This window comes from Clostridium sp. (assembly GCF_016650035.1).
Lineage (GTDB): Bacteria > Bacillota > Clostridia > Clostridiales > Clostridiaceae > Clostridium_AD.
In genome coordinates this window covers 1-18,636 of sequence record NZ_JAENWM010000081.1, presented here as the reverse complement: position 1 = coordinate 18,636, position 18,636 = coordinate 1, and the positions used below count along the sequence as shown (strand labels likewise).

Genomic DNA, 18,636 nt, shown 5'->3' with positions numbered 1-18,636 from the left:
CTACGGCTTTTTTAAAATAATGTGTAAAAAAGTCTTTTTGTTATGCCTATAATTAATTTGAGTATAATTCGTTATCCAGATACATATTATTATTTCCTAAATGTGGATATTGTTAATTATTGTTTTCCGACTATACTCTTTTATTTAATAATAACAATACTATTAACAAAAACAAAATTCAACAAGCAATAGATTCACTTATTTCTACAAGTAACCATGTCTTATCTAAACAAAATGTTTTTCAATAATGCTTGTTACTTGCTCTTTTGATTGGATACTAGTTGTTGCTTTAACAATCTTCCCATTTTTATAATAAACAGTAAAAGGCAGACCCCTAAAATTTTTGCATTCAGGAAGATTTTTAATTACCTTCGCATCCGGTATATCAAAATCCATATCAAAAAAAGTTACATTCTTGTAGTTGTCGCCTATTTCTTCCATTACAGCATAAACTGGTACACACATCGGTCCCATTCTACCACAGCAAATCATTGTATTTTCATTGGTTTCTATTATTTTTTGAAATTCATCTATTGATTGAATATGATTTAAATTCGTTTCTAACATTTTAATTCACCCCTATCTTAATAATTATTACTTATTATAATCTTAGTTAATTATCCTTAAATGCTAGCAGGAAGAGGTTGCTCCTCCTCTAATAACAAAACCTTGTTCGAACCAGCTGTTTGCATAGTCAACAACAGTATTACATACTTGTTCTTCCAAATTAGAATTATATACAACTGTAATTCCACGCGATTCTATGACAGTATCATTTTGATTCTTTAACTCATCCAGAGTTAATTGTAGTCTCGGGCCTCCTCAACCAGATCCTCCAAATGAAATTCTAAGCATAATGGTTTCAGGATTGTTCTGTTGCAAAATAGTCTCTTTAAGTTTTCCTGCTGCTATCTCAGATACTTCTATCATTTTATTTTCAACTCCCCTTGCATATTAGTCATTTGACAAGTTCCTATTTCCTCATATTTATCCCTTTTAACGTTTTTATACCCCCGTTAGGTATGCGTTAATTATATTTTAATCTTTCTATCTATCAATGTCAATGGTAAATTCATTTTATTTTAATTGACTGCACAAACTTACAATTCCCTTCTACATCCTGTTCTGTGAATAAGCTTGAAACAGCTTCATCATAATCGCATAACCTTTCTGACTTCTTAATTTTTTTAGCGTATTTTGCATTATCAGAAAATATGGGAATCATATAAAACCATAATTCTTTCATTTTAAACAAGACATTCCTATCTCCAAAAAGTATTCTCTTATAATCCTCATAAATTTTATCATGAAAGTCTTTTAGTAATTCTTTTTCGAGTTTAATGTTATTTGTAATATCTCTGATCATTCCAGGACTTCTTAATAATCCCCTGCCAATCATTAAAGTATCTACACTAGGGAACTTACTCGAAAATTCCTTGTATTCTTTGATTGTAAAAATATCACCATTATAGCAAACAGGATTTTTACTTAAGATCAAGGCTTCCTTAAAAATTTTCAGATTAGGTTTATTTTTATAAAAATCCTTTTGAGTCCTTGGATGAATAATAAGCTCTTCTATAGGGTATTTGTTAAATATTTCTATTAAATCATAAAATTCTTCAGGATGTTCTTTTCCTATTCTAGTTTTTATTGATATTTTTGTTATGGATTTAGAAAAAATTTCATCTAAAAACACATCAAGTTCTTCTCGTTTTGAAAGAAATCCAGACCCTTTATTTTTTGAAACTACAGTCCCAGAAGGACATCCCAAATTTAAATTGACCTCATTATATCCTAGCAGCTTTATTTTATTTGAAGTATGGATAAAATCTTTTGCATTATTGGTCAATAATTGTGGAATCAAAACTAGTCCTTGGTTGTTCTCTGGCAAAATATCATTTAATTCTCTAGTTTTAAAACTTTCGCTTTGATTTGCAACAATAAAAGGTGAAAAGTATTTATCTATATTATTGAAAAAAACATTATGGGCATTTCTATAAACATACCCTGTCAAACCTTCCATCGGTGCGAAATAAAATTTCATACTAATCCCTCCATCCTAACTTTCTTATAGAAAACTTTATGACAGGCTTCTACATCTTAAAGTTTTGTTCATGCTTTTCCACTTCATATTATATCATTTAAGTAGCCTCAAATCATGCTAAGTATTTGAAATCCAGATTAAAATTCTGTATAATTGAAGAAGGACACAATTGGGTGTTAGTTGGAATATGAAGGAGGCGGCGTAATGTTAAAAAAATCTAGTTTGATTCTAGTGTTACTATTTATTTTATCAATTATGTCTAGTTGTAATATAAGTAATAATTCATCACAAATATATGATGAACAAGATGATCCAATAGAAATTAACACACAAGATTCTGAAGTAAAACCTGAGCCTAAACCAATAGATACACTCATAGAGCAAATAGGAAAAATGACTATAGATGAAAAGATAGGACAAATGCTTGTAGTCGGAATTGAGGGCTATGATTTAAATGAGAATACTAAAAGTCTCATAGAAAAATATAAGGTTGGAGGAGTTATATTATTCTCAAATAATGTTCAAGATACTAATCAATTACTTAATTTACTGAATTCATTAAAAAGTGAAAATCTAAAAAATAAAATCCCACTATTTTTATCTGTTGATGAAGAAGGTGGGAAAGTAACAAGAATGCCAAAGGAATTCAAAAAATTCCCAACAAATAAAGCAATAGGCAAAATAAACGATGCTGTGTTATCTAACAGGATAGGTAGTACTCTTGCGCTAGAGATAGGTTCATTTGGTTTTAATATGAACTTTGCACCGGTTCTTGATGTTAACAGTAATTCAAAGAATCCAGTTATCGGAGATAGGTCCTTCGGAGCAGATGTAAATATCGTAAGTAACTTAGGAATTCAAACTATGAAGGGAATTCAATCGGAAAATATTATACCTGTAGTGAAACATTTCCCTGGGCATGGCGATACCTCTGTAGATTCTCATTTGGGTTTACCTTCTGTTAATAATGATTTAAAAAGGTTAAAGAGTTTAGAACTAATACCTTTTATAGAAGCGATAAAAAATAATGCAGATGCAGTAATGATTGCACATATACTTTTACCTAAGATAGATAGTGAAAACCCATCGTCATTGTCGAAAATAATTATTACTAATATCTTAAGAGGTGAGCTTAATTTTAATGGTGTTATAATCACTGACGATATGACTATGGGTGCTATAGTAAAAAATTATAATATTTCAGAAGCTGCCGTTAAATCAATAAAGGCAGGGACTGATATAGTGCTAGTTTGCCACGGTTATGATAATGAGGTAACCGTAATAAATGCAGTGAAAAACGCAATATCAAAGGGTGATGTATCGGAGCAAAGAATAGATGAAAGTGTATATAGGATATTGAGTCTTAAACAAAAATACAAATTAAATGATAAAATAATAAATTCCGTAAATGTTGAGGATATAAATAATAAAATAAATAATTTATTAAACGAGAGATTTTAATGAACTCTTTTCTGCCTAATAACCTTTATAAACATCATAATCAAGCCTGCTGCAATGAATCCCCCTCCGACTATATAAAAAAACACTAAATAGTCGGAGCTTGTGCCTGCAATATCAAAAATACCCTTTAGTAAACTGCCGAAAGTCAATGTAGCAATTCCCGAATTATAAATATTGCAAAATACACGATACCCAGAAAGCTTTAAGATATAAGGGATAAATCTCTCGATTATGAAATAGAACAGCGCGCCACCCAGTAATGGGTATAAAAACATCCAGGTCATGGATGGAGAATTTATCCCGTGACCAAAAACACCATAAACTTTATCAAAAGCTGCAGCTATTACTGACAATATCAAATAGACCCATATTGTTTTTCTAATCTGTTTTCTCTGGCTTTTCATATCAATATCCAAAATAGACAATGTCGCTCACCTTTCTTTCTCCCACACTTCTGCCGTCTGTAGGGTTATTTATAATTTCTCCATTAAAATACATGGTTGAGGATCCTCCTCCATCTAGATTATATGCTTCGATACAATCTCTATCCTTAAACTCTTGAGCAAGCTGAAGAAGTGAAATCCCCTGACTCTCACTGGTACGGCCATCAGATACAATTACAATATAATGAAGATTGGAAATCTGACCAATGGCTGTTCTAGGATTACTTGTCATTGATTGTGACACTTCACTTGAGCTTGTCACAGTAATTTCCCCATTTTCCACTAGTCCAGGGCCAAATGATAATACCTGTAAGGCACCATTGTCACTTAATGACTGCATACTTACCTCACTTTCTGAAATAACTGATAAGTTTCCATCTTTATCTACTACTAATGATTCATCATTCTCAGTACTTCTGACTGAATTTCTGTATACTATACCATTACGTAATACATAACCATCATCTCTAAATCCATAGAAATCTCCGTTTATAGCAAAGATCGCATTATTAGTCTCTGCAATATCGGAAGTTGTTGCCGTTATATTTCGGCCATAGGTGCCTTTTGCAAGAGCTGTTTTTAAGTATAATGCATCCGTAACCTGAATATCTGCAATATAAATGGTTGAGTCATAACTGCGTACTGTTTCAATAGTAATTTTAATATTTTCATCCTCATAGGATTGGTCCGTAATAACAGCCGTTGATTTTACTGCAGTAGACGCAACTGTTGAAGTTACTGCTGTAACGCTCGTGATTGATTTCTGAAGTACAAAAGTGTCTAACACAGTAAAAGTAATGGCTAACGCTAATAAAATAGAGAAAATAGCCGCCCATCTATACGGTTTTGATAGAAATTTTTTCATTAGTGCCTGCCACCCTTTCTGTTTTACTAAATATATATTTTTTTTGAATTTGATAACTTATAAAGAATAACGTACTGTCTACCAGCATTTTTATAATAGTCAGATGAAGAGACAAATTACTCAGGCTGGTGACAAGAATCCAGCTCAGTATCATCTGGCAGCAAAATAAAGTAAGATACTTAATTATCTCAATGCCATGCCCATTTTCGCTTTTAAAAACCCAATGTTTATTGAGCATAAAATTCACACCGCCTGACATAACTCTTGCCACTACCGTTGCTGCTAATATTCCAGCAGATGCCTTTCCAAATATAAGATTAATTAATATGGTAAATGCTATAATGTCTATAATGGCTGAACCCATAGAAGAAATACTATATTTCAATATATTTAAATAAATCTGTACAGAATCTCTAATTGCGTTGAAATGAGATGATTTATTATCTTGCAGATATATAGTAGCTATTGGCACATGCACAGTAGAAATCTTATTTCGCGCAAATTCTAGCAGCATGTTCATCTCATATTCAAATCTGTCCCCTGGTACAGAAAGACATATTTGTGTAAATCCCTTTGGAATCCCACGAAGGCCTGTTTGTGTATCCTGACATCGCTTACTAGTGCTCATCAAAAATACAACTGATGTGATGCGGTTACCCCACCTGCTTTTAAATGGAACATTTTTTTTACTGAAATTCCTTGAACCCAAAATCAGACTATCTGAATTTTTCTCCAATGACTCAACTACTTTTAAAATATCCCCAGCTGCATGTTGTCCGTCATCATCTGCAGTAACATAACCAGAGCTCTCGGGGTACTTTTGAGAAGCATACCTAATTCCTGTTTTAATGGAAGCACCCTTTCCCATATTTTTTGTATGGGTTAATATATCACATTGAAACCTTAATTTTAATGTCTCTAAAATATCATTACATTCCTTTTTACTTCCATCATTTATAATAACAATCGAAAAATTGCTTTTCTTTAGTGTTTGAACTAAATTGATTAGTTTTACATCTGGATTAAGTGTAGGGATAATTATAACAGGCTTCATTTCTATGACCCTCCTTATAGAGCACAATTCCATGTGTTAATTAATATTATAAATTGGAATTGTCATAGAAATATAAAAAAAATATGTTAAAATTATGTGATATTAGAGATAGATACATTTCATCATTCTAGCTTTATTTTGTGTCCGTGGACACTCCTTTAACACTTATAACATTTTGATAATATGATAATAATGGTATACTCACGCCATATGCTTTAACCTCGTATTTTCTATTAATTATAATCCCCCAATACAGATCTTCAGAATGAATTTTAAATTCTAATAAACTGTTAGTATTGTTAAATATCCTTATGTCGCCATTTTCCGTTTGTGTATAAATTAAATAAGTATCGATATTATCACGTTTTACTACTCGTTTATTTGCAATAGTTACTATATAAGTACTTCTAATAAAATGCGGAAATAAGATACTTACACCTATCATCACAATAACTATAATTATTATTTTTTTAATTTTAAACTTCATAAAATTTATTCTTTTAAATTGGTAGTCAATATTCCCAATCATAATATCTCCTTTATTTTAATTAATCCACTTACTTTAATTGTTATTCTTTTTCCTAACTATTAGAATATAATATAAATATTTTTTTTCTAAACTAAGTAATAATAAGATACCGTGTACAATAAAGCCAAGGATTTTTAATCACTTTATGATTAAAAATTCTTGGCTTTATTAACTTCTTTTATTCCCTATTTAGTGATTCACTGGTCTGATATTCTTAGAGCAATACCAGTCACTGTACAATTTTATATATTGGAGAATTATAATCACAAAAATAGATATTAGGAAAAAGTGATAAGTAAGTAACTCTTCGAACTGTTTCGAAAAAACAAAAAATATAATTATGAAATTCATTACAGTCACCTTAATTGAAGATTTTATTAAAGCATTGTTTACTTTCACAATTGAATAGTATATCAAAAGAGCAATGCTTACTATAATTCCTAAAATCAAAACAAGCTTATACATAAACATTAAATTTGGTGTAAATGTTTCCTCTGAAAATATTGTTTTTTTAAAAACCAAATATCTCTTAACTCCCATTTTTTTATCTGATAAATATTGTAGAACTATAGGGAAAATCAATATAATTACCTGCAGAGCAGAAGCTAAAATTTTAATTGTTTTTCCCATTTTTTTATTCACCTATTTTTATAGGATTTGCTGGATTTCCAGTGTTCCCACTCCATTCATTCCAACCACCATCATAAAGAGAGATATTCTTAAGTCCCATAACATCCGCATAGGTTAATACTTGTGCTGCTCTCCATCCTGTTCCACAGAAGAAAGATAATCTTTGGTCTGGCGTAATACCCTCTTCTTTCCACATAACAAGTATTTCATCGCTATTACGCATAGTGTTGTCTATATTTGTATAATCATTTAAATTGCTATTATCTATACCCGCGTGACCCCAAACTGAACCTTCTGGACATCCTTTTGGATCTATATAATTATATCCAGATGTCTTACCTATACGCTCATCCCAGCTTCTAATATCAACCAATTTACTTCCACTTTTGTCAGCTACTATTTCTTTAGCTTGTGGTAAATCAACAATATATCCTTTATTCACAGGAACCGTTGCACCAAAGGCAGCCACAGGCAACTTTTCATTTGATGTTTTTTCTAATTCATATCCTGCATCTGTCCATTTTGTAAGCCCACCATTTAATACTCTTACATCATTAACACCCATATACTTTAATATTGCAGCTATTCTAAAGGAAGGCGTTGAGTCCGTTCCGTATAATACAACAGTAGTATCAGTTGTTATTCCATTAGTTTCAGCAAATTTTTGCAATTTTTCATCAGATACACGATTCCATAGTGGACCTTCTTCTACCTCATCTGTGTTTATATGAACTGAGCCCTTTATATGTCCAGTCTTTAAATAATCTGGTGAGTCTTTTTCTTCTCCCCAACTTGCTTCAAATACTTTAAAGTCTTCACCATTATATGTATCTGGTTTTTTACCATCTATTAAATCCTTAACCCATGATGCTGTAACTAACATTTGATAATTTTCATTAGCAGTCATTGGAAGACTTTTATCATTAGCCCATTCTTTAACGTCATATTCATAGAGATTAGTAAAACCCTTTTTTGTTAAATAGTTTGCAACTTCATTTGAGTCTTTTCCATTTGCATCATAAAGCACTATATTTTTTTCTTTAGTTATTCCCTTTGTTTCTAAAGCCTCCTCTAGTCGTATGGTCTTATCCTTATCCGGAGCTTTTAACCAAGCTGCTGAAAAATCTGTTGACCCTGTTATATGACCCCCTCTTTTTACTTCATCAAGCTTCCATCCATTAAAAGCATCGTTTTCTCTTGTATCCACTACTACCCAGTCACTTTTCCCTAAATTATCCTGTAAATCTTTCGTGCTCATTATTTCAATTCCTGTTGTAGTGTTCTTTGACACATCCTCTTTTGAACTTTTACTACTTGAACATCCAGCAAAAGACACTGTAGTAATTATAGCAATAAGTGCAGTTACCGTAATCTTAGTCATTATTTTCATAATAATCCCTCCATATTGAAAAATATTTATCATAAGATTTTAAAGCATACAATCTATATACCCTTGAAATTATTTACTAATATCATTAGGTGAGAACACCCCCTAATATTCAACAAAGTTTTTACATTTTCAGGGGTGTATTTGTTTAGAAGCTAAAATACGAAAAATTCCAACCGACTTTATTAATTTTATACTAAGACTATAAAAATATCTAATAGTTAATTTGTATAGATTCTAAGTTACCTATAGAAATATCAAATAGTTAATTTGGCTTAATGGCTTTTTTAAAATAAATGGTTGTTATATTAAAAAAATATATTATGAAAAAAATTAGAAGCTATGTCCTCTATTAAGGCATAGCTTCTAATTTATTTTATTATTTTCTTAATTATTTTTTTTGATTTATATCTATTAGTCCAAGCCTTTATAGGCATAGCCAATATATCTGGTGGACCTTTTGTACTTTTAAATACCACCGGACCAAATATCAAATCTAATATGTGATAAGATTCTTTTCCTACCTTATACATTGAAGATCGACAAGCTGCACAATAAGTCACCACATAATCAGTGTTAAATTCAGAAACAATCTTTTGAGCCATTCTACGCGATACATCTGGATTTACAGTGGAAATCATTCCTCCTTGTCCACAACACAAAGAATTTTCTCTGGAATTCTTAGATTCCAAATATTTATATCCCAGTTCTGTAAGTATCCATCTTATACCATTATGAATATCATCATTATTTCTAGTAGCACAAGAATCTTGTATACTAAACACTATATCGCTATCTTTAGCTTTATTTCTAAATTCTTTAGGAAGTCCGAGTTCTGGCATTAAAGTCCATAGAGAGGTGATCTTAACAGACCCGCTATATTCCTTTAATGTCATAAAACAACTTTGACAAGCTACTATTATTTCATATATATCCAAATACTTAATATCTTCTTTAAGACTTTCATATCTACTGCTAAATAGCTCACTTTGTCCTATGACTAAAGTAGGCATACCACAGCACTTTTGTATTGCAGTGACATTATTGAAATTTTCTTTAAGATAGTTTAGTACATTTCCAACAGCTTTTGGGGAATAGGAGGATAAACTGCATCCAGGCATAAAAGCTATATTTTTCATATCCTACCTCCTTCTTATAGTGAAAATTTTCATAAATCCAAAGCTAAGTAATTGGTGCATATATACGGCATTATGTCCCCTTAAAGGTGATTTTCCACCATTAGCCTCTATTATAGATTCACGCATACCCATAAATGCTTTAGGAATTTCAAGATTCTTAGGACAAACTGTTGTGCACTTATTGCATAGACTGCATGAGTATGGAATTAAGGAATTTATATATTCATCCTTTAAAAATGCTCCAAATATATCCCGTGGAGATTCTCCAAAGTCGTTCATCATCACGCATTCTTGCATACACATCTTGCAATTTGTACAACTATTAGCTATTTCTTTTGAAATTTCTAAGGTTTTAAAACTATACTTTATTAATTTCATTGTGCTAATTATCTCCTCTTGTATTTAGTAAGCTCCCCTATCAAGGGAAACGCACTTTACATACTTTATTTTCTTCATCTGTTTTTTTAATGGATAAACTTTATCTAATTAATTAACAGTATTCCCTAAGTGATAAATTAGATTTATTAATACAATTATAAGCACAAACCATTTTAACAGTCAACATATAGAAATACATCATCACTAAATTTTGCATAAAATATTTCATTTGGTACATAAAATATTATCTTATAAATATAAATGAAAATAATTAAACGCTAACCATTGTTGTATGGTTTTTATCATTCAAAACTGCAAAGTTTTCATAAGGAATATATGATATAATTAAGAAAATATATTAATTTGAACTTGTAAAATATAATATAACCAAAAGCAATTGGCTGGGCAACATACATTCCCATTTATAACTTACAACATAGTGTTGGTATGGCATCTTTTATAGGTGCTATAGCTGTAGGTATATATAGTGAATTTATGGCAAGAAAACTTAAGACCCCAGCTATTCAATTTTCAATACCTGGAATATTCCCACTAGTCCCTGGCCTAACTGCATATAAAACCATTAACTGTATAGTAGAGCAAAATTACCCCGAAGCATATTCTAATGGAATACACGTTATAGTTGCAGCCGGTGCAATTGCTTTTGGTATAATGTTATCTGTAACAATTTTTCGTTTTATATCGAAGTTAACCTTCATTAATAAGTATCATAATAATAATCGTAGGATGGATCATAAGGGTAGTAATGATACTAGTGGGGCATAATGAAAATATATCAATATTACTTGGTATATTTAAACTATATAATAAACCAAAGTGAATCACCTAAACAGGTTAGGTTTAATATGGTATAATAGATTGAGAGAAATTAATGTTTAAATAGTCCATTATTCATTCACAAATTATTTTATAAGATAAAGATGAAAATATTTATTTTCAAAAGTAATTAAAAAATTTATAGATAACCTCCCAGTTTATGTTATGATGTTAAAGGACGTAAAAATAATCGGAAGTTATTGTTCATATAAAGTTGCTTCTACAAAAAATTAAGTACTTATTGAGAAAGAGAGGTGTTCTCTGATGAAAAAGAAATCAAATATTGCTATTTTGGCTATAATTCTTGTTATAATCGCAGTATCTTTATTTTCTAAAACAGATCAGACGTCAACAATTATTGATTTTAGTCAATTCCAAACCAATTGGACAAATAACACTATAAAAAGCTTCGTGGTGGCAGATGATCAGATATCAGTCTCGGGAACTTTAAAAAACGGGACTACATATAAAACGTTTGTTCAACCTGCCAGATTAAATCAGTTCATTGAAGCTAATCCAAAAGGCTCCGATGTTCAGGAAACATACCTAAAACCATCCGATTTACAAATGTGGTTACAGGTTTTGCCTAACGTATTATTTGTATTAATGCTTGTAGGATTTGGATTTATATTCCTGAAGCGGTCAAAAGGTGCCGGTGGAAGCGGTGGTGTAATGAATTTTGGTAAAAGCAAAGCAAAATTATCCGATCCTAATGCTAAAAAAGTTAGTTTTGATGATGTTGCAGGAGCGGACGAAGAAAAAGCTGAGCTTGCAGAGATAGTCGATTTTCTAAAACAGCCTAAAAGATATGTGGATATGGGCGCTCGTATACCAAAAGGAGTTTTACTAATAGGACCTCCTGGGACTGGTAAGACACTTCTTGCAAGAGCTATTTCAGGAGAAGCTGGAGTACCATTTTTCAGCATCTCAGGTTCGGATTTTGTAGAAATGTTTGTTGGCGTTGGAGCTTCCAGAGTACGTGATTTATTTGATCAAGCAAAAAAGAACTCACCTTGCATAATTTTTATAGATGAGATTGACGCTGTTGGAAGACAAAGAGGTGCAGGCGTTGGTGGAGGAAATGATGAACGTGAACAGACATTAAACCAACTGCTAGTTGAGATGGATGGATTTGGAGAAAATGAAGGAATAATAATGATTGCAGCTACAAATAGAGCTGATGTACTTGACCCTGCACTACTAAGACCAGGTAGATTTGACAGACAAATACTTGTTGGTTTACCTGATGCTAAAGGTAGAGAAGAAATTTTGGCAGTCCATTCCAAAAATAAACATCTTGACCCAGAAGTTAAACTTAGCGTACTTGCTAAAAGGACACCCGGATTTACAGGTGCAGACATTGAGAACTTAATGAATGAATCAGCACTTTTAACTGTACGAAAAGATAAAAAGCTTATAGGAATGGATGAACTTGAAGAAGCAGTTACAAGAATAATTGCCGGACCTGAAAAGAAAAGCAGGGTAATAATCGAAGCAGATAGAAGACTTACCGCATATCATGAAGCAGGCCATGCAATTGTTATGAATTTACTTCCAATGTCAGATCCCGTTCACCAGATAAGTATAGTTCCAAGAGGAAGGGCTGGCGGATATACTATGCGTCTTCCAGATGAAGACAGTTCATATATGTCTAAGTCAAGACTGGAAGAGGAAATTGTGGGCCTATTAGGTGGTAGAGTTGCTGAAAAACTAGTTATTGGTGATATAAGTACTGGTGCAAGCAATGATATCGAGAGAGCAACAACAATTGCAAGAAAGATGATAATGGACTACGGAATGAGTGACGCTATTGGTCCAATTGCATTTGGTTCAGGAAGCTCTGATGAGGTATTCCTTGGAAGAGACATGGGTAAAAGCAAAAGCTTTAGTGAAGAAACTTTAAACAAAATAGATATGGAGATAAAAAAACTTATAGATGAAGCATATAAGAAAGCATTGACGATTTTAACCGAAAATAGAAGTAAACTTAATGCTGTTGCAGAAGAGCTTTTAGTACGTGAGAAACTTGAAGCAGTAGATTTTCAAGAAATATTTGCAAGAAGCTAATAAAAAAAAATCACAGGTTGTCAATTAAATAAAGTATTATAAATACCGAATAGATAGTTTAAAATAACTGTCTATTCGGTATATTTTTGTTTTATCTATAATATAGTAAGCATTTGTATAAATACCATAAAATCTAACCTTTATATTCAATTCACACTAATGCCTTATTTCCTCGTAAATTTTCTTAAAGTCTAAGTGCATTCTCTTAAAAACCTCTAGAACATTAGGGTCAAAATGCTCTGGATTAACACGGCCGTCCCCCATGCTTATTATTTCATAAGCTTTTTCGTGGGAAAATGCAGGCTTATATGTTCTCGCACTTCTTAAGGCATCGTATATATCTGCTAGAAAAACTATTCTTGCTGAAAGAGGAATTTCTTCACCTTTTTTTGAATCTGGATACCCTGTTCCATCATATTTCTCATGATGACTTCTGGCAATTTCTGCAGACATTTTTAAATACTCAGAATCACCTATTATACTTTCTCCGTAAACGGTGTGGTTCTTCATCATTTCAAACTCTTCATCCGTTAGCTTTCCAGGTTTAGTTAGGATGCTTTTATCTATAATTATTTTTCCTACATCATGCATTTGAGCTGCATTATAAATTTTTCGAGTAAATTCTTTACTCATACCTAATTCTTCTGCTATTCTCTTTGAAAATATATTAACCCTTTTAATATGTTTTCCAGTTAAATCATCATTTGCCTCTGCTGCCCTTGCCAGGGCATTTGCTGTGTACTCAAAAGACTTTTCTAATTCATTTATCTGATGCCTCATAGTATCCATAAGATCAAAATTTATTGACAATGCTTTAATTATTCCTACCTCATAATTTGTCACAATATTCTTGTAGTTCATACCTACTAGAATGATATTTCCAATAGAGAACCCAGCAAAATTTTTTATTTCAGGAGTATTTTGCCTTATAACTTTCGGGAATATTTTTCTACTAAAGCTAATATCGGAGAATTCACCATCTACGTTAAAGTTTTTATTAAATCCAGTACTTGCATAAATATCAAAATTAAAACAAGCCTCTTCAGCTATATCCGCGCATAGTTTTTCTTCATACTCATCATTATTAAGTTGGAACAAGCTATAATTATAAATATCTTTTTTAGAAATCAACACCCATATTGTTTCAGGCTTGTTTTTTAAGAATAAATTCTTTGCAAATATTAAATCAAGCATTTCTTTAGTAATTGTATGAGTATCTTCCACACTAACATATTTTTTAATATAGGATTTGATTTCTCCATTAATGAGGTCAATTGCATTATAACTTTCCATAACTTTATCATATTTACTCTTAAATATAATCGATTGTTTAAGGAGATATACAATAGTTTCCTGAATCCTTGAAGCTTCGATGACTATTTCATCTTTCAACAAATCAGTTATTTCTACTTTCTCACTATATACATAAATAACTGGTAGATATTCAATAGCTATAATAGACTTAATCATTTTAATCGTCTGTTCTTCATAACTATCAATATCTACTATTAAAACCTTGGGTTCCTTTTTATATAATTCAACCATGAGATTAGTTTTAGTAACACTATATACTTCATAATCACTGCTTAAAAAATCTCTAACTATAGAAATTTTAGCTTTATTATTTGTAAGAATAAAAATTGTACTGCTCATCTATTTTTCCACCTCATTAATTTTTGTTCGTACCTTATCACTTGATATCAAATATTCTAGATTTCCTCCCGCTGTTTTAATCCTGTTACTTATTCTTAGAATTGGAAGTAGTATTTCTACCGAAATATCCTCTAATGTTCCAAAATCAAATACAATATTAAGTGGGTTTATAAATAACAACCCCTTTACAACAGTTTCTAACCTTATATGGTCCTTTATATCCAAATATTCATTAAAGTAAATAATAAATTTAGCCTCTTTATTTTCTATTGTAAAACCATCTTTTATTTCTACAGCCTTCTGTTTTTTTTCAAGCATATCTTCAATATTATAGTTTAGTACCTCATTTACAACTCCTAATAATTGACTAGATTCAATAGGTTTTATAATGTAATGTTTAGCTCCATTTTCTAAAGCCTCGAAAACCATCTGTTTTTGATTTAATGCACTAACCATTATTATTTTTGCACTGCTATCTTTATCTACTATACGCTTAACCACTTCTACGCCATTCATTTTAGGCATTGTTATATCCATTGTAACCAAATCAGGCTTTAACTTAGAATATAGTAATACCGCCTGTATTCCATCACCAGCTTCTCCAACAACCTCATGCCCATTACTCGTAAATATGGTATTTAAATTTTTTCTCATTACAGTTGAATCATCTACAATTAATATTCTAGCCATTTATATTTCCTCCTCTGCGAACGCGTCTTCTTCTACTAATAGCATATTTATACTAAATTCATACTCACCACAACACAATTCACAGGATAATATCTGTGATTGGGTATATTTTATATAAGCATCTGTATTTGATAAAACAGCAGGAACTCCTATATGAAATATATTTTTTGTATTTTCAAAAGAACCAAATGTATTACCTAGAATTGTGTTGGATATTTCACCAATCACATCTTCAAAATAGTCATTAATAGTCTCCTCCGCTACTTCATCTATAATAAACCCTTGAACAAGCCTTTTCGCCAATACTTCGTTAACACTAATCATAATTAAGGAATTTAATGTCCCTTTTAAACTAAATAGAGCTGTTATATTTTTAAGTGAAATTGCTTTTTTAGTTTCAATATCTTTTAGCTCAAAATTTACTCCTGTTTGCGAGCATATAATATCTTTTGCATTCTTTATCATTTCCTCTATAAATTTTTGTGGTGTGGTTGTATTTTCTAAGCTACCATCCAGCCTTGGTAAAGTGATTGTGAACACAGTGCCTCTATCTTTTTCACTCTCTATTTCAATTATACCAAATGACTCAATAATATACTGTTTAACGGCGGACATTCCAATTCCCCTACCAGAAATATAAGTAGCTTCATCTTTTGTTGTTATTCCATGCTTATAAATTAGCTCCAATTTTTGTTTGCGTGTCAAAGAGCACAATTCTTCTTTAGTATATAATCCTTCATTTATACATTTTTGCTCAAGTGCGTAAACATCTATTCCTCTTCCATCATCAGAAATTATTATCTGAAATTTATCCACAAGATCCACTACTTCGCATTGTATATTTCCAATCTGATCTTTTCCTTTATTTAATCTTTCATCTTCCGTCTCAATACCATGATCAACAGAATTTCTAAAAATATGAACTAAAGCTTTAAAAACTTCTTGATAATTACTTGTATCAATCATTACATTATCACCTGTTATATTAAAAGGTGATATATTTTTAGAAAGCCTTTCACTTAACTGCATAACATAATCAGGATAAATCTTAAGCAAATCCATCACTGATTTGTATCTAAGACTTTTTATAAGAGGAAGAATAACTCTACTTTCTTTTAGTGTCAAAGATTCTTGGATTTTTTTCTCAATTCCCATAAGTTTCTCTTTTTCAATATAGAAAATTTCTCCTTCTTTTATAAAATCCTTCCCCACAAAAAATTCTAATATATGTAAATCCTGTTCTAACCAATTGTTAAGTTCAAAGTTATCTATGTTATTTATATTGAAATTATCCTTCTTTTTATATAATTTAGTTTCAAGCTCATCAAGTTTAGGAACCAAGTTTACCATCATATACTGGCTAAAATTTCCTTTAAAGGTATGTATCTGTCTAAGAATACGTTCATAATCTTTAGGCTTTGTGTCTTTAAATGATTGCGCTGTAAAGTTTTCATAAGCTACTACTAATTCTTTAAAATCATCTCTATTCATCATTGTTTTAACAACCATTTTCAAGGTACTTCGTTCCTCATCCATAAGCTTCTCTAAAAGTCTTTTTTCCGTTATGTCTGTTATTATTACCATTATTATGTTTTCATTTACTTCATTCTTAACCTCTTTATAGGACAAGTTTATAACCTTATTATTTATTGTAACCTCTTCTGGAAGCAGCGGAATATAGATCTTTTTATGATACTTACTGGAATTAAATATTTTAGTAAGTAAGTCATCTATAAACTTCTGCATATTCATATCATTTGGGTTAAGTATTGAGGATAGTGTTTCTCCTGCAATAAATTTATTAAACAACTTTTCACATTCCAAGCTATATTCACTTTGTATCCTTAAATCACTTCCAAAAGTTAAAAATCCTTGTTCTACATTATTGAAAATATTTTTAAGCTTAATGTTCTTATTATCTAATGCTAGATTAATGCTTTCCAACGTTCCACTATTTTCATGAAGTGTAACATTTTGTGCTTCTAATTCAGAATTCTGATTGGCTAATGCATCAACATATTCACTCATTCTTGACATAATTACATTTGTATAATTAGCCAGATTTTCAACTTCCCTTATTGGCTTTTTAAATTTAATTTCTGATTTAATTGCTGCTTCAATATTTCCGTCTGCAAGATCCTTCATTTTTGTTTCAAGATCTGATAAAGGCTTTACTATTACATTACTCAGCTTACTCGCAATGATTTTTGATATCATTAAAATCATTAAAAAGATCACTACACATATGATTATTAATACTATATATCCACCAAGGATTATTCCTGGATTGAGTTTTACATTGATTACATACAATTCTTTATTGTCAATTATTACGGATTCTGTTGTTTCAGTATTAAATTTTTTAATTAACCAATTATTTTCTATATGTATATGTTTACTATTTTTTATTTGACTTTGATTTAATGAATTATATATTAACTTGTTATCATTCCATATATTGTATTCAACTAAATAATTCATACCTTCAAATGTTGTTGCTTCTATATCTTCTCCTTCTGTCAGTTTAGATTTTTCCTCTTGAGGTGAGAACACTTTATAAGACTCTTCTAATTTTTTAAACATAAGTTCATAATCGGGAGTTAACTCTGTAAACTCATCTGTTATTTCCCCTTTTTCTTTTTCCTTCATATATACATTTCTAATCTGACTGCTCATATGACTGACTGCATTGTTCACTATTACAATACTAAAAACTTTAAAAACTACCCCCAGAGTAATCATCATAGCGATTAACATTATTCCTAAACTAAAAAAATTCAACATAGATATTGTTCTTGTTATCCTCTTTTTCAGACTTCTTTCACGGTATTTTTTAACCATTCTACACCTCTCTTAAAACTTTTTTATCATTTTCTCCTCATGGCTTCAAAAACTTCATCTACTAATTTTTCATTATTTCAAGATAAATTTCTAATCTATTTTCATTAGAAAGTGCTTTAAAAAATTTCACCATTTTTTCTACATCCATAATTACCTCTCATTTTGATAATTGTAAAACTATAACAATATTACCCTATATCTTTCTTAATGTCAATTTCATGATTCCCTTATTTCCCTTTGAATTTTTTTAAGTGCCTTTTTTGATCCTCTCTCAATGTCCCTTTCTAATTTTCGCTGCACATAGTCTACAAATAATACATTAAAATCATAATCTGCTGGATATAGCTCCTCAGCTTTTAACTCTAGTTTTAATCTTTTTTCATTAACCTCTATAAAGTCTTCTTTATATAACACCGTTATGTTGTTAAATTTATCCATCGGCTTATAAACTATTGCAAAGTCCTTGTACTCCATAAGAAATACCTTATCACCTATTATATATTCATAAGTGTAGTGCGTCAAAATATAGCTTTATATAACTGCATTCCTAGGTCAAATTATAACTATAATACTAATAATTATCTAGTTATTAATTGCTTTTTTGATAAGCACATTATT

The 18,636-nt window shown here is 30.7% G+C and carries 14 protein-coding genes and 3 pseudogenes; 3 read left to right on the top strand and 14 right to left on the bottom strand.

The features are described 5' to 3' along the window. Positions 1-225: 225 nt before the first annotated feature. Positions 226-567, bottom strand: coding sequence for a thioredoxin family protein (locus JJD95_RS15975; protein WP_291644015.1), 342 nt, complete (start codon positions 565-567; stop codon positions 226-228). A gap of 505 nt (positions 568-1,072) precedes the next feature. Beyond that, the gene (locus tag JJD95_RS15970) at positions 1,073-2,044 is read right to left on the bottom strand and encodes a tRNA-dihydrouridine synthase family protein (protein ID WP_291644014.1); all 972 of its coding nucleotides are present in this window, start codon (positions 2,042-2,044) and stop codon (positions 1,073-1,075) included. A gap of 204 nt (positions 2,045-2,248) precedes the next feature. On the opposite strand from JJD95_RS15970, the gene nagZ reads away from it, so the two are divergent. Then, positions 2,249-3,505, top strand: a complete 1,257-nt coding sequence (gene nagZ / locus JJD95_RS15965) for a beta-N-acetylhexosaminidase (protein ID WP_291644013.1) — start codon at positions 2,249-2,251, stop codon at positions 3,503-3,505. Here nagZ and JJD95_RS15960 read toward each other — a convergent pair. From JJD95_RS15960 to JJD95_RS15925, 8 genes are all read right to left on the bottom strand, one after another. After that, positions 3,502-3,930: a hypothetical protein gene (locus JJD95_RS15960; RefSeq protein ID WP_291644012.1), complete on the bottom strand. Its 429-nt coding sequence runs from the start codon at positions 3,928-3,930 to the stop codon at positions 3,502-3,504. The genes nagZ and JJD95_RS15960 overlap by 4 nt on opposite strands. After that, positions 3,911-4,813, bottom strand: coding sequence for a phosphodiester glycosidase family protein (locus tag JJD95_RS15955; protein ID WP_291644011.1), 903 nt, complete (start codon positions 4,811-4,813; stop codon positions 3,911-3,913). Before JJD95_RS15955 ends, JJD95_RS15960 begins: the two co-directional genes overlap by 20 nt. Then, positions 4,785-5,867, bottom strand: a complete 1,083-nt coding sequence (locus JJD95_RS15950) for a bifunctional glycosyltransferase family 2/GtrA family protein (RefSeq protein ID WP_291644010.1) — start codon at positions 5,865-5,867, stop codon at positions 4,785-4,787. Before JJD95_RS15950 ends, JJD95_RS15955 begins: the two co-directional genes overlap by 29 nt. 133 nt (positions 5,868-6,000) lie before the next feature. Further along, positions 6,001-6,396 (bottom strand): DUF1523 domain-containing protein, encoded by a 396-nt coding sequence (locus JJD95_RS15945; protein ID WP_291644009.1) that lies wholly within the window; start codon positions 6,394-6,396, stop codon positions 6,001-6,003. 189 nt (positions 6,397-6,585) lie between these two features. Continuing rightward, positions 6,586-7,026, bottom strand: a complete 441-nt coding sequence (locus JJD95_RS15940) for a hypothetical protein (protein ID WP_291644008.1) — start codon at positions 7,024-7,026, stop codon at positions 6,586-6,588. Positions 7,027-7,030: 4 nt separating this feature from the next. After that, positions 7,031-8,407, bottom strand: coding sequence for a sulfurtransferase (locus JJD95_RS15935; RefSeq protein ID WP_291644016.1), 1,377 nt, complete (start codon positions 8,405-8,407; stop codon positions 7,031-7,033). A gap of 377 nt (positions 8,408-8,784) precedes the next feature. Next, a complete protein-coding gene (locus JJD95_RS15930; protein WP_291644007.1) occupies positions 8,785-9,552 on the bottom strand; it encodes a (Fe-S)-binding protein in 768 nt (255 codons plus the stop codon). 3 nt (positions 9,553-9,555) lie between these two features. Then, complete coding sequence (locus JJD95_RS15925) at positions 9,556-9,930, bottom strand: 4Fe-4S dicluster domain-containing protein (RefSeq protein WP_291644006.1); 375 nt, start codon at positions 9,928-9,930, stop codon at positions 9,556-9,558. Positions 9,931-10,323: 393 nt separating this feature from the next. Here JJD95_RS15925 and JJD95_RS15920 point away from each other — a divergent pair. After that, a pseudogene (locus tag JJD95_RS15920) lies at positions 10,324-10,716 on the top strand (threonine/serine exporter family protein); the annotation flags it as partial. 315 nt (positions 10,717-11,031) lie between these two features. Continuing rightward, positions 11,032-12,834 (top strand): ATP-dependent zinc metalloprotease FtsH, encoded by a 1,803-nt coding sequence (gene ftsH, locus JJD95_RS15915; protein WP_291644005.1) that lies wholly within the window; start codon positions 11,032-11,034, stop codon positions 12,832-12,834. Positions 12,835-12,990: 156 nt separating this feature from the next. Here ftsH and JJD95_RS15910 read toward each other — a convergent pair whose 3' ends face one another. The 4 genes and pseudogenes from JJD95_RS15910 to JJD95_RS15895 form a co-directional block, all read right to left on the bottom strand. Then, positions 12,991-14,487, bottom strand: coding sequence for an HD domain-containing phosphohydrolase (locus JJD95_RS15910; RefSeq protein ID WP_291644004.1), 1,497 nt, complete (start codon positions 14,485-14,487; stop codon positions 12,991-12,993). Between the two features lie 336 nt (positions 14,488-14,823). Next, positions 14,824-15,177, bottom strand: a pseudogene (locus tag JJD95_RS15905) (response regulator); the annotation flags it as partial. Beyond that, complete coding sequence (locus JJD95_RS15900) at positions 15,178-18,018, bottom strand: ATP-binding protein (RefSeq protein ID WP_291644003.1); 2,841 nt, start codon at positions 18,016-18,018, stop codon at positions 15,178-15,180. It abuts the pseudogene before it with no gap. A 216-nt stretch (positions 18,019-18,234) separates the two neighbouring features. Beyond that, positions 18,235-18,525 (bottom strand): annotated as a pseudogene (locus JJD95_RS15895) (endonuclease MutS2); the annotation flags it as partial. Positions 18,526-18,636 lie beyond the last annotated feature (111 nt).